The sequence below is a fragment of the Nocardioides sp. 1609 genome, from assembly GCF_004522105.1.
In the GTDB taxonomy this organism is placed as follows: domain Bacteria; phylum Actinomycetota; class Actinomycetes; order Propionibacteriales; family Nocardioidaceae; genus Nocardioides.
On sequence record NZ_SPUJ01000004.1, the window covers coordinates 526,751 to 546,827 of the forward strand.

Below are 20,077 nucleotides of genomic sequence, written 5' to 3' on the forward strand. Positions count from 1 at the left end.
TCTGAACTTGTCGGCCGGGATCCCGGCCGACAAGTTCAGATTTCCCCGGTCGACCGGGGAAATCCCGGCCGGGTCAGGCCGGCAGGTCCTCCGCGTCGACGATCCGGTAGGCGTAACCCTGCTCGGCGAGGAAGCGCTGCCGGTTCTGGGCGAAGTCGGCGTCCACGGTGTCGCGCGAGACGATCGTGTAGAAGTGCGCGGTCTTGCCGTCCTCCTTGGGACGCAGCAGGCGGCCCAGCCGCTGGGCCTCCTCCTGGCGGGAGCCGAACGACCCGGACACCTGGATCGCGACCTCCGCCGAGGGCAGGTCGATGGAGAAGTTCGCGACCTTCGACACCACCAGCAGACCGATCTCGCCGGAGCGGAACGCCTCGAAGAGGCGCTGGCGCTCCTTGACCGGTGTCTCGCCCTTGATGACGGGGGCGTCGAGCTTCTCGGCGAGCTCGTCGAGCTGGTCGATGTACTGCCCGATGACCAGCGTGGGCTGGTCGCTGTGGGCGGCCACGAGGTCGCGGACCACCTGGATCTTCTCGTGGGTGCACGAGGCGAGCCGGTAGCGCTCCTCGGGCTCGGCGACGGCGTACACCAGCCGCTCCGGTGTCGGCAGCGTCACCCGGACCTCGACGCAGTCGGCCGGCGCGATCCACCCCTGCGCCTCGATGTCCTTCCACGGGGCGTCGAAGCGCTTGGGGCCGATCAGCGAGAACACGTCGCCCTCGCGCCCGTCCTCGCGCACCAGCGTCGCGGTCAGCCCGATCCGCCGCCGCGCCTGGAGGTTGGCGGTCATCCGGAAGATCGGCGCCGGCAGGAGGTGCACCTCGTCGTAGACGATGAGGCCCCAGTCGCGGGCGTCGAGGAGCTCGAGGTGGCGGTAGGCGCCGCCGCGCTTGGTCGTCATCACCTGGTAGGTCGCGATGGTGACCGGCCGGATCTCCTTGACGGTGCCGGAGTACTCGCCGATCTCGTCCTCGGTCAGTGACGTCCGCCTGACCAGCTCGTCCTTCCACTGCCGCGCACTCACGGTGTTGGTGACCAGGATCAGCGTGGTCGCCTGGGCGTGGGCCATGGCGGCGGCACCGACGAGGGTCTTGCCGGCGCCACAGGGCAGGACGACGACGCCCGACCCGCCGTGCCAGAACGAGTCGGCCGCCTGGCGCTGGTAGTCGCGCAGGTGCCACTCGGTCTCGTCGAGCGCGATCGCGTGCGCCTCGCCGTCGACGTACCCGGCGAAGTCCTCGGCCGGCCAGCCCAGCTTGAGCAGCGCCTGCTTGAGGTTGCCGCGCTCGGAGGCGTGCACCGCGACGGTGTCGTCGTCGATCCGGTTGCCGAGCATCCCGGCGATCTTCTTGGCCCGCAGCACCTCCTCGAGCACCGGCCGGTCGTTGCTGGCGAGCACCAGGCCGTGGACCGGGTGCTTCTCCAGGCGCAGCCGTCCGTAGCGCGCCATCGTCTCGGCGACGTCGACGAGCAGCGAGTGCGGGACGGCGTAGCGGCTGTAGGTGAGCAGCGTGTCGACCACCTGCTCGGCGTCGTGACCGGCCGCCCGGGCGTTCCACAGCCCGAGCGGCGTCAGCCGGTAGGTGTGCACGTGCTCGGGGGAGCGCTCGAGCTCCGCGAACGGCGCGATCGCCTTGCGGCACTCGGCCGCCTGCTCGTGGTCGATCTCGAGCAGGAGGGTCTTGTCCGACTGGACGATGAGCGGGCCGGTGTTCACCGCACGAGTCTACGGAGGCGACCCCGCGCCGTAGGGTCGCCGGCATGTCCGAGCTGATCCACGACGTCCTCGACACCGCCGACGAGTCCGTGGCCGGGCGCGCGCGGCTGAGCGCCTGGAGCGAGGCGATCCACCGCAGCTTCCTCGAGGCCCGCCCCGACGACGGCCGCACCCAACGTCTGATCGACAACGCCGTCGCCCAGGCCGCCCGCGTCGCCGGTGCCTGGCGTCCCGAGACGACGCTCCCCGGCGCCGACGTCCCGGTCGGGACCCTGGCGAGCTGGCAGGGGGAGATCACGGTGGCGCCCGGCCGGTCGCTGCCGTTGCACATGATCACCGACGTCACGGTCGCGCCGACCCATCGGCGCCGCGGCCTCGCCCGTCGGTTGATCACCGACGACCTGTCCCACGCGGTGGCCCAGGGGCGTCCGCTGGCTGCGCTCACCGTGTCCGAGGGCAGCATCTACGGCCGCTTCGGCTTCGGCCTCGGCACCCGGCTGCGCCAGGTCACCGTCGACCTCGGCGCCCGGTTCGCCCTGCGCCGCGAGCCCGAGGCGCCGGGCACCACCACGCTGGTCGATCCCGGGACGGCCTGGCCGTACGTGCAGCGGGTCTTCGCCGCGCACGCCGCGGCGACGCGCGGGGCGGTGGGTCGCCCCCACTTCTACGAGTCGATCCTGACCGGCGCCTTCGACTGGGAGTCCGGGAGCGAGAACCGCAAGCTGCGCGCCGTCCTCCACCTCGACGAGGACGGGGCGGCCGACGGCTACGCCCTGTGGAGCCTCGCCGGCCAGGTCGACGGGCGGGAGACGATCGACGTGGTCGACCTGGTCGGGCTCACCCCGGAGGTGCAGCTGACGCTGTGGCAGCAGCTCGCCGCCGTCGACCTGGTCGAGCAGGCGCGCTGGCGGCGGTCGCCGATGACCGGCGTCCTCGACTGGGCGCTCACCGACCCGCGCGTCGTCGCCACGACGAAGGTCGCGGACCTGCTCTGGGTCCGGGTCCTCGACGTCCCCGTGGCGCTCGCGGCCCGCGCGTGGGGTGCCGACGGCTCGGTCGTGCTCGACGTCGACGACGCCCTCGGGCACGCCGCCGGGCGGTGGCGGGTCGAGGTCGCGGACGGCGTCGCCCGGGTCGCGGCCACCGAGGACCCGGCCGACCTCCGGCTGTCCGCCGACACCCTCGGCGCGCTCTACCTCGGCGGCGTCGCCACCGACGTGCTGGCCGCCGCCGGGAGGCTGGTGGGCGAGGCGCCCGCGGTCGAGCGGTGGGCGCGGATGGCCGACGTCGGCCCCGAGCCCTGGTGCACGACCGGCTTCTAGGACGCGCCCGGGCCGCTCAGGCAGGCGACGACAGCGGGCGCACGGTCGTGATCCGGTGCACCGCGAACGCGCGGACGTCGTCGGCGCGGTGGTCGTAGGCCTGCAGCGACCCGCCCTCGATCGTCCGGGGGTCGACGACCCGCTCGGAGGACACGCCCTGGTTGTCGACGTAGCCGATCAGGACGGTGACGCGAGCCTCGATCGCCTCGCGCAGCGCCGCCAGCGCCCCGGACGGCGTCAGCGGCGTCGCCGGGGTGGTCGGGCGGGCCGCGGCCACCCGGTCGCCGGAACGGATCGCGGCGACCACCGAGGCGACCCGGGCCGAGCCGCGCACCGACCTCAGCGACGGGCCGCGGTCCTTCGGGGTGCGGGCGCGGAGCACGTCGGGTCGCAGCACCTGGACGGTGCCGTCGGGCGACTCGACGACGGGAGCCACGCCGAGGTCGCGCAGCCGGGGGAGCAGCACCTCGACCGGGATGGTGCTGATCAGCACCGTCGGGGCGATCCGCCGCAGCCCGAGCCCGCGCGCCTGCGGATGGTGGAGCAGCTCGCTCAGCGCCGACTCGTCGTCGGCGCGCAGGAACGCCTCGGCGTGCCCGACGCGCACCGTGCCGAAGGTGCGCACGGTGTCGTCGACGAGGTAGGTCAACGGCTGCGGGACCGGCGTGCGGGAGACGTCGCCGAGGAACCGGTGCACCTCGACGGCGGTCCAGCCGACGTCGAGCGCGCGCCGTACCGAGCCGGGCGTGAAGCGGTAGACCGTCGCGCCGCCGCGGGACTCGACGTCGGCGACGAGCTGCAGCTGCCGGGCCAGCGCCGCCTCGAGCGGGCCGGGCGCGACCGCGGTGAGGTCGGCCTGGATGAGCACGTGGTCCACCGGCTCGGGCAGCAGGACGGCGAGCGCCGGCACGGGGTCCTCGCCGGCCACGAGCACCCGGGCGTACGACGCCAGCCCGTCGAGCCCGACCACGCCGAACGCCGCCGCCTCGGACATCGCCCACGCGACCTGCTGGCTGCGCGAGCGCGGCCGGCGCGGCCGGTGCCACGCCACCTGCTCGACCAGCGACGGCAACCCGGTGGCGGCGGCCAGGACCCGGCCCGGGGGCAGCGACGCGAGGGCCTGGAGCGTGCCGGCCCGCGCCTCGGCCATCGCGTACGACGCCAGCTCGGGCGCGAGGGCGTTCCACGTCTTGCCGGCCGGGTCGCGGGTGCCGACCAGGCCCGGGAGCCGCGGGCTCTCGAGCCACGCGCGCACCAGGGTCGCCCAGCGCGCGGCCGGGGCCTCGGCGATCCAGGCGTCGAAGGCGTCGGTGGGCACCCAGACCGAGTTGCCGTCGGCGTCGGCGCGGTGCCCGAGCAGCCCGGCGACCGACGCCGTCTCGACGACCAGCGCCGCGCGCTGCTCGTCGACGGCGAGCAGGGACGTGGCCGCCTTGAGGTCGCGGACGCCGAGCCCGCCGCTGCGCAGCACGTGCGGCGGGTGCGCACCCCAGTGGTCGAGCAGCAGCTCGACCTGCCGGACGATCTCGAAGGCCGCGCCCGCCGCGGTGCGGTCGACCAGCGCCGCCGACCGCTCGGTCACCGCGATCGGTGGGACGACGTCGACCGGCTCGGTCGTCGTCCGTCCCCCGCGCAGCGCCAGGCCGACCTCGCCGGGTGCCACCAGCAGGCCGCCGCCGGTGCGGGGCACGAGAAGTCGTCGGGCGATCAGCTCCTCGGCCGGGGTGGCCGCGTCCTCGGGGAGGACGGTGATCCGGGCCGAGCCGCCGGTGGCCTCGCCGCCGGCGTCCACGACGTGCTCGAGCATCGCCCGGGCGGCGGGGGAGACCTCCGCCAGCCGGGCCGCGACGACGTCGGGAGCGGGGGCGTCGGCCGAGCGCGGCCGCAGCCCGCTGGCGCCGGGACCGGTCGCGAGGGCGTCGGCTACGCCGGAGAGCACGCGGAGCCCGCCGTCGCGCGTGTGCCACACCAGGGCCAGGTCGACCAGTCTCCCGAGCGTCGCGTCGACAGCGGCCGCGTCGGCGAGGATGATGGAGCGCACGTCGGCGGCCGTGGTTTGACCCGCGACCACGAGGGCATCAAGCACGAAGAGCTCGAGTCTGGTCAGGGTGTCGAGTGCGCGCGAGAGCGATGCACGGACCGCGGCACGAGACGCCAGTTGTCCGAAGTCGTGAGGGGCGGGTGTGGTCAGGTCGGGTCGGGCGGTGAGCAGTCGTGCGACGCGCTCGTCGCTCCAGCTGCGCAGCTGGTCGGCGAGCGTGCGGAACCCCGCGTCGTCCTTGGTGGCCATCGGCTCAACGCTACAAGGGCGCCTCCTGGTGCCCGAGGACGTCTCGTGACGGGCGTCGAGCTGCACCACGGCGCGGCCACCGACGTCGGGCTGGTGCGCCAGGTCAACGAGGACTCGTTCCTGGTCGCCCCGCCGGTCTTCGTGGTCGCCGACGGCATGGGCGGCCACGACCGCGGCGACGTCGCGAGCCGCCTCGTGGTGGAGGAGTTCGGGCGCCTGGCCGACGCCGGCTACGACCCGAACCGCGGCCCCGACATCATCGCCGAGACCCTGCGCACCGCCCAGGCCCGCATCGGGGAGTACGACGCCGGGCAGCGCGCCGCCGGTGCCCACGACTTCGCCGCCGGCACCACGGCCGTCGTGGCGCTGCTCATCGAGCAGTCGACCGAGCCGAAGTGGCTGCTGGCCAACCTGGGCGACTCCCGCATCTACCGCATCAACGACGGCGTCCTCGACCAGGTCAGCGTCGACCACAGCGTGGTCCAGGAGCTCGTCGAGGCCGGCGTGATCACCGCCGACGACGCCGCCGTCCACCCGGAGCGCCACATCATCACGCGGGCGCTCGGTGGCCGGGGCAGCGCGGAGGCCGACTACTTCGTCCTGCCGCTGTCGGGCGCGGAGCGCCTGATGCTCTGCTCCGACGGCGTCAGCGGCATGATCGACGACGCCGCGATCGCCGAGATCCTGCTCAGCACGTCCGATCCGCGCGACGCCGCCGACCGGGTCGTCGCAGCCGCCGTGGCGGCCGGAGGTCGTGACAACGCAACGGCCGTCGTCGTCGATGTGGTGGGATTGGCCGACGATCGACCGTACGACTCCGACGCGCAGCGCGAGAGTCTCGAGCAGAAGTTGGGAGCGCTGCCATGAGCCAGCACCCGGGCACCTGGTCCTACCGACCCGGATCGTGGTTCGGCGTCTTCGGGGCCGCCACGACCCTGGTGCTGCCGGCCACCGAGAAGGCGCGGGTCGCCGAGCTGTGGTCGCGCATCGACGACGGCGCCGGCTTCGACGACGTCCTCGACGCCCTCCTGCAGTCCGGGCTCGGCGCGCTCTCGGGGTTCGTGCTGGTGGGCAGCGGCGACGGCCCGACCAAGATCCTGGTCCGCGGCGCCTCGGTGCACGCGACCGTGACCGCCGGCGGCGAGACCGTCGAGCTGGACGGGTCCACCGTCTCGACCTGGGTGGAGCGCACGCTGGAGGAGGTGACCGCGCTGTCCGTCGTCGTCGACGGCGGTGACCCCGACGCCGACGACCTGCCGATCCACGGCGGCCTGGTCCGCGTGGGCCGGGTCGACCTGCCGCCGCACACGACGTCGACGGCGCCGTCCGCCGACGAGCCGGTCGAGGTGCTGCCGGTGGTCGCCGTCGCGCTGCCCGAGCCCGAGCCCGAGCCCGGGCCGGAGCCCGTCGAGGCTGCCGCCGAGCCGGAGCCCCTGCTCGAGCCGGAGCCGGAGCCCGAGCCGGAGCCGGAGCCCGAGCCCGAGCCCGAGCCCGAGCCGGAGCCGGAGCCCCTGCTCGAGCCGGAGCCCGAGCCGCAGCCCGAGCCGCAGCCCTACGCCGGTGACCCGGACACGGTCATCCCGCCCGTCGGACTGCCCCTCGAGCAGCCGGCCGAGCCGGAGCCCGAGCCCGAGCCCGGGCCCGACGAGCCCCCCGCGACCGAGCTGCTCGACCTCGCCGAGACCGAGTCGTCCCCGCTCGACGACGACGGCGACACCAGCAACATGGGCAGCCCGGAGCCTGCGGGCGAGCCCGGCCCGCTCGACGCCGCGCCGTCCTGGCCGCCGGCCCCGCCGTCGCCGCCGGCCCCGCCGGCCTGGCCGGGACCGACCCCGCCGCCCCCGCCGCCGGCGTTCCTGCCGCCCGCGCCCGCCGACGAGGCGCCCGGCCACGACGCCCTGTCCGACCCCGGGCCCGTGGTGCCCGTCGACCACGACGGACTGACCCAGGCCGGGGTCGACGGCGGCGAGTTCGCGCGCTCGCAGCCCGGGATCGCCGGGCAGCCGATGGCACCGAGCATCGGCCGCTCGGTCGCCAAGCTGATGATCTCCAACGGCGACGTCGTCGACGTCGACCGCGTCGTCCTGGTCGGCCGCGCGCCCGAGGCCCGGCGGTTCACCACCACCGACCAGCCGACGCTGGTCACCGTCCCGAGCCCGCTGCACGAGATCTCGTCGACCCACGTCGAGTTCCGGCCCGGTTCGGGCGTCGACCACGGCAGCGCCGTCGTGACCGACATGGGCTCGACCAACGGCACCGTGCTGGTGCAGCCCGGGCTCGGCCCCGAGGAGCTCAAGCCCGGCATCGCCGTGCAGGTGCTTCCCGGTGCGACCGTGAACCTCGGTGACGGCGTCACCATCCAGGTCGCACACCCTTGATCCCTGGAGAGGGCCCGATGAACCACCCCGCTCCTCCTCCGGAGGCGGTCAGCTATCCCGCTGCCGAGCTCGACCGACGGTTCTACGCGTTCGCCATCGACCGCGTGGTGGCGTGGGGCCTGTTCGTCGGTGCCGGCTACCTCGCGTGGCGCTACCTCTTCGACGACGACCGGGTCGGCGCCGGGATCGGCGTGGTGGTCGGCACGGTGGTGCTCGTCTCGCTCGTCTTCGCCGTGCTCCTCGGTGTCGCCGGCACCTCGCCCGGCAAGGCCCTGGTCGGCCTCCGCGTGGTCCGCGACGGCGACGGGCGTCCGATCGGCGTCTCCAAGGCGCTGGTGCGCACCGCCGTCCTCGGCATGTTCACCCTGCCGACCCTCGGGCTCGGCCTCGCCACCCTGGCCTGGACCGCCGTCATGGACCCGGGCGGACGACGTCGCGGCGGCCACGACCGGATGAGCGGCGCCGTCGTGGTCGACGTCCGGCCGGCGCCGGCGGTCGAGGCGGAGGACGCCCGCCCCTACGCCATCGTGAACCTCACCGCGATGCGGCTGCGGCCCGCGCCACCGGTGGCCCCGCCCGTGCCCGTGCCGGCACCGGCCGGTCGACCCGCACCGTCCGGCCGGCCCGACCCGGCCCCCTCGCCCGCGCCGCCCCCGGCGCCCGCCCCGACCCCGACGCCCGCGCCCGCGCGCCCCGCCACCGCCGCCACCCCCGCCGCTCCCGCCGCGCCGCCCGCCCCGGCGCCGGGCCCGCCCGCCGCGCCGCCGCGCTCGCACCGCGCCACGCCGGCGACGCCCGCGGCGGCGGCCGCGCGCTGGCGGGTCACCTTCGACACGGGGGAGACGTTCGTCGTCGACGGCCTCGCGCTCGTCGGACGCCGTCCGGAGGCGCGCGCCGGGGAACCGGTGACCCACCTGGTGCCGCTGCGCTCCTCCGACATGTCGCTGTCGAAGACCCACGCTCAGTTCCAGGTCGTCCCCGACGGCGCGCTGGTCGTGATGGACCGCGGGTCGACCAACGGGTCGGTCGTGGTGCGTCAGGGCGTGTCGAAGTCGCTCACGGCCGGCCGGCCCTCGACGCTCGTCGACGGCGACACAGTCCGCTTCGGCGACCGCACCATGACCGTCGCCAAGGACGCCTGAGCGACCTACGGGGCGTCGGGCACCGAGTCGAAGACGTCGGGGCGCCCGACGAACCGGGCGTGGTCCAACGGCCAGACCAGCGAGAACACCTTGCCGACGACGTTGTCGAGCGGCACGAACGGCCGGTCGGGGGCGCAGCCCTGCTCCTTCGGCCCGCACAGCCGTGCCGAGGAGTCCGCCGAGGCGGCCCGGTTGTCGCCCATCACGAACAGCCGGTCGTCGGGCACCGTGACCTCCCAGCCCCGCTGGCAGCCGCGCTGCCCGTAGGGCATCGGGCCGTCGCAGTCCTGCTGCGGCGCGATGAAGTCGTCCTCGTCGAGGGCGACGCCGTTGACCTCGAGCTGGCCGTCGGCGTCGCAGCACACGATCGTGTCGCCGGGCACGCCGACGACCCGCTTCACCAGGTGGCCGCCGGTCGGGTAGAGCCCGACCTTGGCCAGGCCCTTCGACAGCAGCGTGGTGGGGCCGATCTCGGGTCCCACCAGCCAGCCGCCCGGGTCCTCGAACACGATGACGTCGCCGCGCGAGGGCGAGCCGCCGAACCAGTAGGACACCTTCTGGACCAGGATCCGGTCGTTCTTGACCAGGCCCGGCTCCATCGAGGCCGACGGGATGTAGAACGCCTGCACGAGGAACGTCTTGATGACCAGCGCCATCACGAGCGCGACGACGAGCAGCACGATCGTCTCCAGCCAGAGCGGTGCGCGCCGCCGGTGGCCGTCGTCCGCGGCGGTCGTGCCGTCCTCGTCGTCGGGGCCGGCAACCGCCGTCGGCTCGGGCCCGGGTGTCGCGACGGGCTCGGCGGGGTCGGTCTTCCCGAGGTCGGGTCGGCGCGGCTCGTCGTCATCTGGCACGACAGGGAATGTACGCCAGGCCCCGTCGCCGCCGACGTACGGTGAGGGCGTGGCCGACCACCCCGTCCTGATGCACACCGCGATCGACGCGGTGGACGCCCGCGGGCTCGCGGAGTTCTACCGACGCCTCCTCGGTCTGCGCTACCGGCCGGGTGACGAGCCGGCCGCCGGGGCGCCCGACGACGACGCCGACTGGCTCGTGCTCCTCGACGAGGCCGGTCGCCGGGTGCTCGCGGTGCAGCGCGTCGGGCGCCTCGAGCGGGCCACCTGGCCCACGGACGACGTCCCGAAGCAGATGCACCACGACTTCCGGGTCCCCGACGCCGAGGCGCTGGAGCGGCACGGTCGACGGGCCGAGGACCTCGGCGCGACGGTGCTGCTCGACCGCACCGACGACGACGACGAGCCGCTCCTCGTGCTGGCCGACCCGGCCGGCCACCCGTTCTGCCTCCTCGTCGCGCAGCACTGACCGCACCGCGTGACGCGGGTTACGTTCTCCCCATGCAGTCCTACGCCCGCGGGGAGACCGACCAGCCGCTTCTCGACGAGACCATCGGCGCCAACCTGGCGCGCACCGTCGCGTCCTGGCCGGACCGGGAGGCGCTGGTCGAGGTGGCCACCGGTCGGCGCTGGACCTGGGCCGAGCTGGCCCGCGACGTCGACGCCGTCGCGCGGGGGCTCGTCGCAGCCGGCCTGGACGTCGGCGACCGGGTCGGGATCTGGTCGCCCAACTGCGCCGAGTGGACGATCGCGCAGTACGCCTGCGCCGACGTCGGCGTCGTCCTGGTGAACGTCAACCCGGCCTACCGCACCCACGAGCTCGCCTACGCCGTCAACCAGAGCGGGATGCGGCTGCTGCTGGCCGCCTCGGCGTTCAAGACCAGCGACTACCGCTCCATGGTCGACGCCGTCCGCGGCGACTGCCCGCGACTGGAGCGCACGGTCTTCGTCGACACCGACGACTGGGCCGGGCTGGTGGCGGCGGGCGAGGACGTCGCCGAGGAGACGATGGCCGCGCGGCGGGCCGGGCTGTCGCCGTCCGACCCGATCAACATCCAGTACACGTCGGGCACGACCGGCTACCCCAAGGGCGCGACGCTGAGCCACCGCAACATCCTCAACAACGGCTACTTCACGACCGAGACGATCGGGCTGACCCACACCGACCGGCTCTGCATCCCGGTGCCGTTCTACCACTGCTTCGGGATGGTGATGGCGAACCTCGGCTGCACCAGCCACGGCGCGACGATGGTGATCCCCGGCCCGGCGTTCGACCCGGAGGCGACGCTGCGCGCCGTGGAGGACGAGCGGTGCACGGTGCTGTACGGCGTCCCGACGATGTTCATCGCGATGCAGGGCGCCGCGTCGTTCGGCGAGCGCGACCTGTCGTCGTTGCGGAGCGGGATCATGGCCGGCTCGATCTGCCCGGTCGAGGTGATGCGACGCTGCATCGACGACATGCACATGGCGGAGGTGTCGATCGCCTACGGGATGACCGAGACGTCCCCGGTGTCGTGCCAGACCCGCGCCGACGACGACCTCGACCGGCGCACGACGACCATCGGGCGGGTCCACCCGCACGTCGAGATCAAGGTGGTCGACCCGGTGAGCGGCGAGACCGTCGAGCGCGACACCACCGGCGAGCTCTGCACCCGCGGCTACTCGGTGATGACGGGCTACTGGGACGACCCCGACAAGACCGCCGAGGCGGTCGACGCCGACGGCTGGATGCACACCGGCGACCTCGCGGTGATGCGCGAGGACGGCTACTGCGTGATCGTCGGACGGATCAAGGACATGGTGATCCGCGGCGGCGAGAACATCTACCCCCGCGAGATCGAGGAGTTCCTCTTCCAGCACGACGACATCGAGGACGTCCAGGTCGTCGGCGTCCCCGACGAGCGGTACGGCGAGGAGCTCTGCGCGTGGATCCGGATGCGCGCGGGGGCCGACCCGCTCGACGCGGACGCCGTCCGCGCCTTCGCCACCGACCGCCTGGCGCACTACAAGATCCCGCGCTACGTGCTGGTCGTCGACGAGTTCCCGATGACCGTCACCGGCAAGGTGCGCAAGGTCGAGATGCGCGCGAGGTCGACGGCCGAGCTCGGGCTGGGCTGAGGCGCCGCCCGCGGACGGCGTCGACGTCAGCGCGCGAGGCTCCACTCCTCGCGCAGCAGGCCGTAGATCGCGGAGTCGGTCCACTCGCCGGTGCCGTCGTCCCACCAGTCGCGGCGCAGGTGCGCCTCGTGCCGCATGCCGAGCCGCTCGCAGAGGCGGGCGGAGGCGTCGTTGCGGGGGTCTAGGTTGGCGTAGACGCGGTGGCAGCCGAAGTGGTCGAAGGCCAGGTCGGTGACGGCCCGGGCCGCCTCGGTGGCCAGCCCCCTGCCGCCGTGACCGGGGTGGAAGACGTAGCCGATCTCGGCGATCGAGCGCCGGGCCTCGCCCTTTAGTCGCAGCATGACGTCGCCGACGACGACGCCGGCGTGGTCGGCGACGAGCGTGAGGGCCCAGTCGGCGTCCGGGTCGGCGGCGGGGTCGGTGGTCAGGTTCCGGTGCCAGGCCGCCACCCGCTCGCGGACGGCGTCCTCGCCCTGCGGGTCGAACGGCAGCCAGCGGCACACCTCGGGGTCGCCGCGGTAGGCCACCAGGGCCTCGACGTCGGACTCGACCGCGCTGCGCAGCACCAGTCGCTCGGTGCGCAGCGGGAGCGGCGGCGCGGTCACCGGGTGATCCCGACGGGCAGCCGGGTGACCGTGCCGGAGGCGCCGCGCCAGACGACGAAGCCGTCGTCGAGGCGGCCCCGGCCGGGTCCGGACACGCGCACGGTGAACGTGACGCTCTCGCCGCGGCCCAGGCGGACGGCGGCCGGGCGCACGCTGACGTCACGGCGGAACCCGCGCGCCGACGACGAGAAGTAGAGCCGCCGTCCGGTGACGTTGGTGATCGTGCGCCGAGCCACGCGGTCGCCGTCGGCGAGGACGAGGGTGGGGGCGTTGAGGTCGGTGCGCCGGCCGTCGAGCCAGGACCGGTAGGCCCGGGGCGGCACGAGGTAGGCCAGGCCGGGCCGGCCGGCCCGGTCGGGCTGCACGAGGCCGGCGCCGCTGCGCAGCACCGAGGTGCGGGACACGGGGCGGGCCGAGGTGACCAGCGCCGAGCGGACCTCGGCGGGACGCATCCCGTCGCCCAGCAGGACGGCGGCCACGCCGGCCGTGTGGGCGGTGGCGACCGACGTGCCGGTGGTGAAGGTCCAGCCCTCGCCGCCGGGGACCGCGGTGAGCACGCCGGTGCCGGGGGCGACGACGTCGGGCTTCAGGACGCCGCTGCCGGCCCCGGACGCCGAGAAGTCGGCCACCCGGACCCGCCGCTCGGCGACGCCGCTCGAGGTGAGGGTGACGCGGCCGGTCGGGTGGCTGCGCAGCCACCGGAGCAGGGTGCGGGCGTGGCGGACCGGCAGGTGCACGGTCGGCACGCTGTGGACGTCGGCGTCGACGGAGCCGGCGCTGCGGTTGAGCAGCACCATCCCGGCGCCGTCGGCGAGCGCGACGGCGCGGGACTTGTCGACGCGCCCGACCCGGCCGCGGTCGCAGACCACGACGACGCCGCCCACGCGGGCGGCGTCGAGGCTGCCGGGGGTGCAGTAGCGGGCCTCCGCACGCCGGGCGCCGGCCGCGGCGACGTCGACGGCGCGCACGACGCGTGCCGGGCCGACCGTCGTCCGGGCGAGCATCGCGCCGCCGACGGCTCCGACACCGGGGAGCAGCACCCGGCCGCGCCGGGCCTCCCCGGTGGTGGCGCCGACGGTGGTGACCCAGGGGGAGGAGTGGGCGGTCGCACCCGCGCCGTCGTTGCCGGCGGCGGCGACCACGACGACCCCGGCCTCGGTGGCCCCGAGCAGGGCGCGCTCGACGGTGTCGAGCACACCGGGCCCCCCGACCGCCAGGCTCAGCACGTCGACGCCGTCGCGGGTGGCGTCGTCGACCGCGGTGACCACGTCGGCGGTGGAGCAGCCGTCGTCGGCGGGATCGGGGGCGCTCCAGCAGGCCTTGTAGACGGCCAGGCTCGCGTCGGGCGCCATGCCGCCGAAGTCGCCGAGGCGCTCGCCACCGACCTCGACCGGGACGCCGGGGTTGCCCGCGGCGACCGAGGCCATCTGGGTGCCGTGGCCGTCGGAGTCGCGCGGCGACAGCGTGCTCGCGGCGCGGAGCCGGTCGGTGCCGAACCCGTCGACGTACCAGCGGGCCGCGACCACCTTGCCGTTGCACTCCGCGGCGACCCAGTCGCCGGCCACCGCGCAGTCGCCGTCGAAGCCGGCCGGACGCCGCGCGGCCGTGCGCTGGGCGAAGAGCGGGCTGTCGGGCGCCAGGCCGCTGTCGACCAGGCCGATCACGACGCCCGACCCGCCGGTGGTCGGACCGTCGCCGAACCGGCCCGACGGCGGCAGCGCCGGCGCCGACGCCATCGCGCGCACCTCGTCGGCCTCGACCGAGACGACCTCGGTCAGGGCGTCGACGTCGGCGGCGCGCTCGGCGTCGAGCCGGACGGCGAAGCCGTTCAGGGCGGTATGCCAGCGGTAGACCGGGTCGGGGAGGGCGAGGGCGTCGAGGACGTCGTCCTGGTCGACGTCCGGCTGCAGCGTGACGAGGTAGAGCGCGGTGCCCGGCGCGGCCTCCGCGGGGGACTGAGAGGAGGCCGCCGCGGCACCGCCGTCGGGCCGGACGAGCAGGGTGGCCAGGAGCGCGCCACACAGGGCGGTGGCGCGCACCGTGGAGCGCCGGCGCCGTCGTCGCTCCGTCACGTCGTCCCCCCGCCCTCGTCGTGTCCTGGTGGTCGAGCCGTCCATTGTGGCCCACCCGGGCGTCCGACGCACGGGGCCGGTCCTCCCGCCGGTCTCCTACCCTGGTCCGGTGACCGCTCCCCACGACCCGCTCGTCGTCGGGTTCGACCTCGACATGACCCTCATCGACACGGTCCCGGGGTTCACCTCGGTGCTCACCGCGCTGGGCGCCGAGCTGGGCGTGACCTTCCCCGTCGAGGCGATGACCGCCGTCCTCGGCCCGCCGCTGGACGTCGTCCTGGCGCCGTACCTGCCCGCCGACGACCTCGCGTCGGCCGGCGACCGGTTCCGCGCGCTCTACCCGGAGCACGCCGTGGCGTCGGTGCCGCTGCTCGCCGGCGCGGCCGACGCCCTGGCCGCCGTCCGGCGCCACGGCGGCAAGGTCGTCGTCGTCACCGGCAAGTACGAACCCAACGCCCGACTGCACCTGGACCACCTCGGCGTCGAGGTCGACGTCCTCGAGGGGTGGGTGTGGGGCGTCGGCAAGGCGGCCGCGCTGCGCCGCGAGGGCGCCTCGATCTACGTCGGCGACCACGTCCACGACGTCGAGGGCGCGCTGGCCGCCGACGCGCTCAGCGTCTCGGTGCTGACAGGCGGTTGCAGCCGCGAGGAGCTGCTCGACGCGGGCACGCACGTCGTCCTCGACGACCTGCGCGATTTCCCGTCGTGGCTCGACGCGCACGTGGCATAGGGTGACGCTCGCTCGAGGGACCTCGGGCAGGATCGGCCCGTCCGGGCAGAGGGAGCAGGCGAGAGCAGTGCCGAACGGCAAGGTGAAGTGGTACGACGTCGACAAGGGCTTCGGCTTCCTGTCCCAGGAGAGCGGCCCCGACGTCTACGTGCACGCCGACGCGCTCCCGGCCGGCACGACGGCCCTCAAGCCCGGCGCCCGCGTCGAGTTCGGCATCGCCCAGGGGCGCAAGGGCGACCAGGCGCTCCAGGTGCGGCTGCTCGAGAAGCCCGCCTCCGTCTCGCGCAACCAGTCGCAGGCGCGACGCAAGAGCCCCGAGGAGATGGTCCCGATCGTGGAGGACCTGATCCGCCTGCTCGACGGCATGGGTGAGGCCTACCGGCACGGACGGCACCCCGACGGCAAGGCGGCCGCACCGGTCGCGAAGCTGTTGCGGGTCCTCGCCGACGAGCTGGAGCTCTAGCCGGGCGCAGGTCGGCGCCCCGTCGACCGGGAGCACGCCGGCGGGTGCGAGCGGCCGCGGCGTCAGTCCTTCTCGAGCGAGACCGACCCGGCACCGGGCCCGGCGGCAGCCGCGGGGGGCGGGGGCGGACCGGCCGGACGACGTCCTCCGCGCGGCGTCGACGACAGCACGAACAGCGTCCACGCGACGAGGACGGCGAGCGCGACGCCGAGCCCGAGCCGGGGGATCTGGGGCAGCGCGATGCCGACGAACCCGCCGATCACCCACGCCAGCTGCAGCGTGGTGTCGCTGCGGGCGAAGGCGCTGGCCTGCACGTGGACCGGCACCCCGCTCTGGATGGTGGAGTCGAGCGAGACCTTCGCCAACGACTGCGCCAGCCCCGCGACCAGGCCGAGGCCGGCGAGCGCGACGACGCCGTAGAAGAGGGCGCCGGTCAGCACCATGGCGGCGTCGGCCAGCAGCGCGACGGTGACGGTGACCGCCGGGTTGATCCGCTTGAGGACCGAGGCCAGGAAGATCCCGATCGCGTTGCCGGCGGCCGCCCCGCCGATGACGATGCCGAGCAGGATCGTCTGGCGGTCCTCCCACCCGTCGAGCGGCTTGTCGCGCAGCAGGAACGCCATGTACATGGTGAGGAAGCCCGAGAGCCAGCGCGGGCCGCAGTTGGCGCGCAGCGCGTAGGCGACCTGGGAGGGTATCTGCGTGCCACGGCGCGGCTCGCCCGGCCCGGGCTCGCGCAGCGACACCGCCTGCTCGCCCTCGCTCGAGTCGACCTTGGCCGGCAGCAGGATCGCCGCGACGGTGCCGACCACGAAGACCAGGAACGCGTAGCGCAGCGACCACTGGGCGCCGAGGTAGGCGGCGCCGCCGGCCAGCGGCGCCGAGATCGCTCCGCCCACCAGCCCCGCGAGCGAGACCCGGCCGTTGGCCTTGACGAGGGTGAAGTCCTCCGGCAGCAGCCGGGGGATGGCGGCGGCGCGCGTGACGCCGTACGCCTTGGAGGAGACCAGGACGCCGAGCGCGGCGGGGTAGAGCAGCGCCGACTCGGCCGCCACCGCGCCGGCGAGCACCCAGCACAGGAACGCCCGGATCGCGAACGTCGACCCGATGGCCCACCGGCGCCCGTGGCTGAACCTGTCGAGGAACGGCCCGATCAGCGGCGCGACGACGGCGAACGGCAGCATCGTCAGGCCGAGGAACAGCGCGACCTGTCCGCGGGCCTCGCTGGTGGCCCCGGCGAAGAACACCGTGGTCGCCAGCGAGATCGCGACCGCGGCGTCGCCGGCCGCGTTGGCGGCGTGCAGGTAGATGAGCCGGTTCAGCCCGGACTTCTCGGCCCCCTGGGCGTTCGCGGCCCGCTTGGCCTGCCCGACCGCGTACTTGCCGAAGCGACCGCCGACGCGGGCGGTGGCCCGCACCCCGCGCGCGGTCACCTTGGCGCCGGTGCCCAGCCCCTGGCCGACCGCCCGGGCCCGGTCGGCGTTCGGGTGGTCGCTCCCGTGGTCGGGGGGGCCGGAGGTCATGCGCCACATCCTGCCTGTTCGGGGCGCCCCCCACGCGGCAGACCCGCCCCGACCTGACATCGGCGCCCCCGATCAGTCATGCTTGCGACCGTGACCCCGTCCACGACCCTGGTGACCCTGCAGCCCGACAGCGTCGCGGCCAAGGCCGTCGACGTCGCGCGGTCGGCCCTGGTCGAGGAGGTGCCCGCCTCCGAGGTCGGCGACCACCTCGGCGTCGAGGCCGAGGTCGAGGCCGAGCGGACCGTCACCCACCTCTTCGAGTGCCGGCGCCCCGGGTACGTCGGCTGGCGCTGGGCCGTCACCGTCGTCCGGGCCTACCGCCAGAAGCAGATCACCGTCGCCGAGGTCGTGCTGCTCCCCGGGTCGAGCGCCATCACCGCCCCCGCCTGGGTTCCCTACCGCGAGCGGATCCTGCCGGGCGACATGTCGCCGGGCGACCTCCTCCCGGTCGACGACGACGACCCGCGCCTGGTGCCGACGTACTCCTTCGGCGACGACCCGCTCGACGCCGACGACAAGGCCCAGGTCCGCCAGGTCGCCCAGGACCTCGGCCTCGGCCGGGTCCGCACGCTCTCGCCGGAGGGGCGCGACCTCGCCGTCCAGCGCTGGTACGAGGGCGACGCCGGTCCCGACTCCCCGGTCGCGCAGGCCGCGCCCGAGCCCTGCTCGAGCTGCGGCTTCCTGCTCCGCCTGGCCGGCCCCCTGGCCGAGACGTTCGGCGTCTGCGCCAACGGCGACGCCAACGACGACGGCCGCGTGGTCGCCTTCCAGCACGGCTGCGGAGCGCACTCCGAGGTGCGCCTGGCCAAGAAGTTCGAGCCGCTGCCGATGCCCGACCACGTCTTCGACACCCTCAGCCGCGACGAGTTCGAGAGCTTCTAGCCACAGGTCGACCCTCGGGTCGAGGCCCGTCGCCGGGCTGCTAGCCGGCGGCCGGCTCCGCGGCGTCGCGTTCCTGGCGGGCCCGGCGGCGGCGCCGGCAGACCTCGAGGCCGAGCAGGCCGAGGCCCATGCCGACCAGGCAGGTCCACAGCCACCACTGCTGGCCGTTCTCCTCGAGCCGGCCGTAGAACGGCAGCAGCGCCAGGAAGCCGAGGAAGAACACCGCGGTGCCGACCTCGACGCTGCGGACGCCGTCGGGGTCGAGCGGCTCGACGTCGGCGAGCAGGTAGGTCCGGTTGCCGATCTCGTGCTTCATCGGCTGGTCGTCACGGAACTCCACCCCGTCACCGTACCTCCGAACCCGGACCTCGAGCGTGGCCCGGGGCCGGACACCGTGCACGGGTGCGGCCGGCGGCTGGCATCCTGCCGCCATGAGCGAGAAGCACGCCACCACTGCCCCGGGCCTCGACGGCTACTTCAAGATCTCCGAGCGCGGCTCCACGGTGGGGCGCGAGGTCCGCGGCGGCGTGGTCACCTTCTTCACGATGGCCTACATCGTCGTCCTCAACCCGCTGATCCTCGGCTACGCCGTCGACGCGGACGGCAAGTTCCTCGGGGGCGGCTCGGAACCCAACATCGCGGCCATCGCGGCCGGCACGGCGCTGGTCGCCGGGGTGATGTCGATCCTGATGGGCGCCGTCGCGAACTTCCCGCTCGCCATCGCCTCCGGCCTCGGGCTCAACGCGTTCCTCGCCTTCTCCGTCGCGACGCAGATGACCTGGGCCGACGCGATGGGCCTGGTCGTGATCGAGGGCGTGGTGATCCTGGTGCTGGTGCTCACCGGGTTCCGGGAGGCCGTCTTCCACGCCGTCCCCAAGCAGCTGAAGGTCGCGATCTCGGTCGGCATCGGTCTGTTCATCGCGCTGATCGGCTTCGTGGACGCCGGCTTCGTGCAGCGCATCCCGGACGTCGCCAACACCTCCGTGCCCGTCCAGCTCGGTCAGACCGGCCAGCTCGACGGCTGGCCCGTGCTCGTCTTCGCGCTCGGCCTGCTCCTGCTGGTCGCGCTGTGGGTGCGCAAGGTGCCGGGCGCCATCCTGATCACGATCGTGGCGACCACGGTGCTCGCCATCGTGGTCGAGGCGATCGGGAAGTTCGGCGCCGACAGCCCGACCGGCTGGATGCTCACCGTGCCGTCGTTCCCGGACGAGTGGAGCGGGCCCGACTTCGGCACGCTGGGCGAGTTCAACCTGCTGGGCGGCTTCGACCGGGCCGGCGTCGTGGTGGCGCTGCTGTTCGTGTTCACGCTGCTGCTCGCCGACTTCTTCGACACGCTCGGCACGATGACCGCGGTCGGCGCCGAGGCCGGGCTGCTCGACGAGGACGCGATGCCGCCCAACACCCAGAAGATCCTCGTCGTCGACTCGATCGCCGCTGCCGCCGGTGGCCTGGGCGGCGTCTCCTCGAACACCTCCTACATCGAGTCGGCGTCCGGCGTCGGCGAGGGCGCCCGCACCGGACTGGCCTCGGTCGTCACCGGGCTGTGCTTCCTGCTGACCATCTTCATCGCCCCGGTCGTGGCCGTGATCCCCTCGGAGGCGGCCGTCCCGGCGCTGGTCCTGGTCGGCTTCCTGATGATGCAGCAGGTCACCGACATCGACTGGACCGACCTCGAGATCGCCCTCCCGGCGTTCCTCACCATCGTCCTGATGCCCTTCACCTACTCGATCTCGGTCGGCATCGGGGCCGGCTTCCTGACCTACGTGCTCCTCAAGGTCGTGCTGGGCAAGGCCTCCCAGGTCGGCCCGATCCTCTGGGTCGTCGCGGGGCTGTTCGTCCTGTACTTCGCCATCAACCCCCTCACCGACCTGTTGACCTGACGAGGGTCCTGGGTGCGCAGCGTCGGCGCTCGCTGGCGCTCGCTCGCTCAACCTCCGGTGGTGCGCGACCAAGCTCGGGCCGGAATGCTTAGCAAGGGTAATGA

17 protein-coding genes are annotated in these 20,077 nt (G+C 74.4%); 10 read left to right on the plus strand and 7 right to left on the minus strand.

The genetic code is table 11. The features are described 5' to 3' along the window. Nucleotides 1–73: 73 nt before the first annotated feature. Nucleotides 74–1,714: a DNA repair helicase XPB gene (locus E4623_RS12870; protein ID WP_134766913.1), complete on the minus strand. Its 1,641-nt coding sequence runs from the start codon at nt 1,712–1,714 to the stop codon at nt 74–76. A 44-nt stretch (nt 1,715–1,758) separates the two neighbouring features. On the opposite strand from E4623_RS12870, the gene E4623_RS12875 reads away from it, so the two are divergent. Continuing rightward, nucleotides 1,759–3,036, plus strand: a complete 1,278-nt coding sequence (locus E4623_RS12875; RefSeq protein ID WP_134766914.1) for a GNAT family N-acetyltransferase — start codon at nt 1,759–1,761, stop codon at nt 3,034–3,036. A gap of 16 nt (nt 3,037–3,052) precedes the next feature. Here the strand turns inward: E4623_RS12875 and E4623_RS12880 are convergent, their stop codons facing one another. After that, nucleotides 3,053–5,326, minus strand: coding sequence for a helicase C-terminal domain-containing protein (locus E4623_RS12880; protein WP_134766915.1), 2,274 nt, complete (start codon nt 5,324–5,326; stop codon nt 3,053–3,055). A gap of 45 nt (nt 5,327–5,371) precedes the next feature. Here E4623_RS12880 and E4623_RS12885 point away from each other — a divergent pair, with 45 nt between their 5' ends. Genes E4623_RS12885 through E4623_RS12895 form a run of 3 tightly spaced genes read left to right on the plus strand, consistent with a single transcriptional unit; the run spans nt 5,372 to nt 8,846 of the window. Then, a complete protein-coding gene (locus tag E4623_RS12885; protein ID WP_134766916.1) occupies nt 5,372–6,193 on the plus strand; it encodes a protein phosphatase 2C domain-containing protein in 822 nt (273 codons plus the stop codon). Then, the gene (locus tag E4623_RS22995) at nt 6,190–7,704 is read left to right on the plus strand and encodes a hypothetical protein (RefSeq protein WP_209020655.1); all 1,515 of its coding nucleotides are present in this window, start codon (nt 6,190–6,192) and stop codon (nt 7,702–7,704) included. The genes E4623_RS12885 and E4623_RS22995 overlap by 4 nt, the downstream gene beginning before the upstream one ends. Before the next feature lie 17 nt (nt 7,705–7,721). Further along, nucleotides 7,722–8,846, plus strand: coding sequence for an RDD family protein (locus tag E4623_RS12895; protein ID WP_134766917.1), 1,125 nt, complete (start codon nt 7,722–7,724; stop codon nt 8,844–8,846). 5 nt (nt 8,847–8,851) lie between these two features. Here E4623_RS12895 and lepB read toward each other — a convergent pair whose 3' ends face one another. Continuing rightward, nucleotides 8,852–9,700 (minus strand): signal peptidase I, encoded by an 849-nt coding sequence (gene lepB / locus E4623_RS12900; RefSeq protein ID WP_134766918.1) that lies wholly within the window; start codon nt 9,698–9,700, stop codon nt 8,852–8,854. 49 nt (nt 9,701–9,749) lie between these two features. Between lepB and E4623_RS12905 the strand changes: the two genes are divergently transcribed. Both E4623_RS12905 and E4623_RS12910 read left to right on the plus strand, forming a co-directional pair. Continuing rightward, nucleotides 9,750–10,169 (plus strand): VOC family protein, encoded by a 420-nt coding sequence (locus E4623_RS12905; protein WP_209020656.1) that lies wholly within the window; start codon nt 9,750–9,752, stop codon nt 10,167–10,169. Nucleotides 10,170–10,201: 32 nt separating this feature from the next. Next, a complete protein-coding gene (locus E4623_RS12910; protein ID WP_134766919.1) occupies nt 10,202–11,818 on the plus strand; it encodes an AMP-binding protein in 1,617 nt (538 codons plus the stop codon). A gap of 26 nt (nt 11,819–11,844) precedes the next feature. On the opposite strand, the gene E4623_RS12915 is transcribed toward E4623_RS12910, so the two are convergent. Beyond that, complete coding sequence (locus E4623_RS12915; protein ID WP_167736603.1) at nt 11,845–12,423, minus strand: GNAT family protein; 579 nt, start codon at nt 12,421–12,423, stop codon at nt 11,845–11,847. Continuing rightward, nucleotides 12,420–14,495, minus strand: a complete 2,076-nt coding sequence (locus E4623_RS12920) for a S8 family serine peptidase (protein ID WP_167736604.1) — start codon at nt 14,493–14,495, stop codon at nt 12,420–12,422. Before E4623_RS12920 ends, E4623_RS12915 begins: the two co-directional genes overlap by 4 nt. Before the next feature lie 109 nt (nt 14,496–14,604). Here E4623_RS12920 and E4623_RS12925 point away from each other — a divergent pair, with 109 nt between their 5' ends. Together E4623_RS12925 and E4623_RS12930 are read left to right on the plus strand one after the other, a co-directional pair. Further along, nucleotides 14,605–15,225: an HAD hydrolase-like protein gene (locus E4623_RS12925; protein ID WP_245155057.1), complete on the plus strand. Its 621-nt coding sequence runs from the start codon at nt 14,605–14,607 to the stop codon at nt 15,223–15,225. Nucleotides 15,226–15,292: 67 nt separating this feature from the next. Further along, entirely contained in the window at nt 15,293–15,688 is a 396-nt protein-coding gene (locus E4623_RS12930) for a cold-shock protein (protein WP_134766922.1), read from the plus strand. 62 nt (nt 15,689–15,750) lie between these two features. Here E4623_RS12930 and E4623_RS12935 read toward each other — a convergent pair whose 3' ends face one another. Then, entirely contained in the window at nt 15,751–17,211 is a 1,461-nt protein-coding gene (locus E4623_RS12935) for an MFS transporter (protein ID WP_134766923.1), read from the minus strand. 90 nt (nt 17,212–17,301) lie between these two features. Between E4623_RS12935 and E4623_RS12940 the strand changes: the two genes are divergently transcribed. Next, on the plus strand, nt 17,302–18,093 hold the full coding sequence (locus E4623_RS12940) for a DUF3027 domain-containing protein (RefSeq protein ID WP_245155058.1): 792 nt from the start codon (nt 17,302–17,304) through the stop codon (nt 18,091–18,093). Between the two features lie 40 nt (nt 18,094–18,133). Here the strand turns inward: E4623_RS12940 and E4623_RS12945 are convergent, their stop codons facing one another. Beyond that, nucleotides 18,134–18,433: a DUF2530 domain-containing protein gene (locus E4623_RS12945; protein ID WP_245155059.1), complete on the minus strand. Its 300-nt coding sequence runs from the start codon at nt 18,431–18,433 to the stop codon at nt 18,134–18,136. Between the two features lie 91 nt (nt 18,434–18,524). Here E4623_RS12945 and E4623_RS12950 point away from each other — a divergent pair, with 91 nt between their 5' ends. Next, complete coding sequence (locus E4623_RS12950) at nt 18,525–19,973, plus strand: NCS2 family permease (protein WP_134766925.1); 1,449 nt, start codon at nt 18,525–18,527, stop codon at nt 19,971–19,973. Nucleotides 19,974–20,077: the final 104 nt, after the last annotated feature.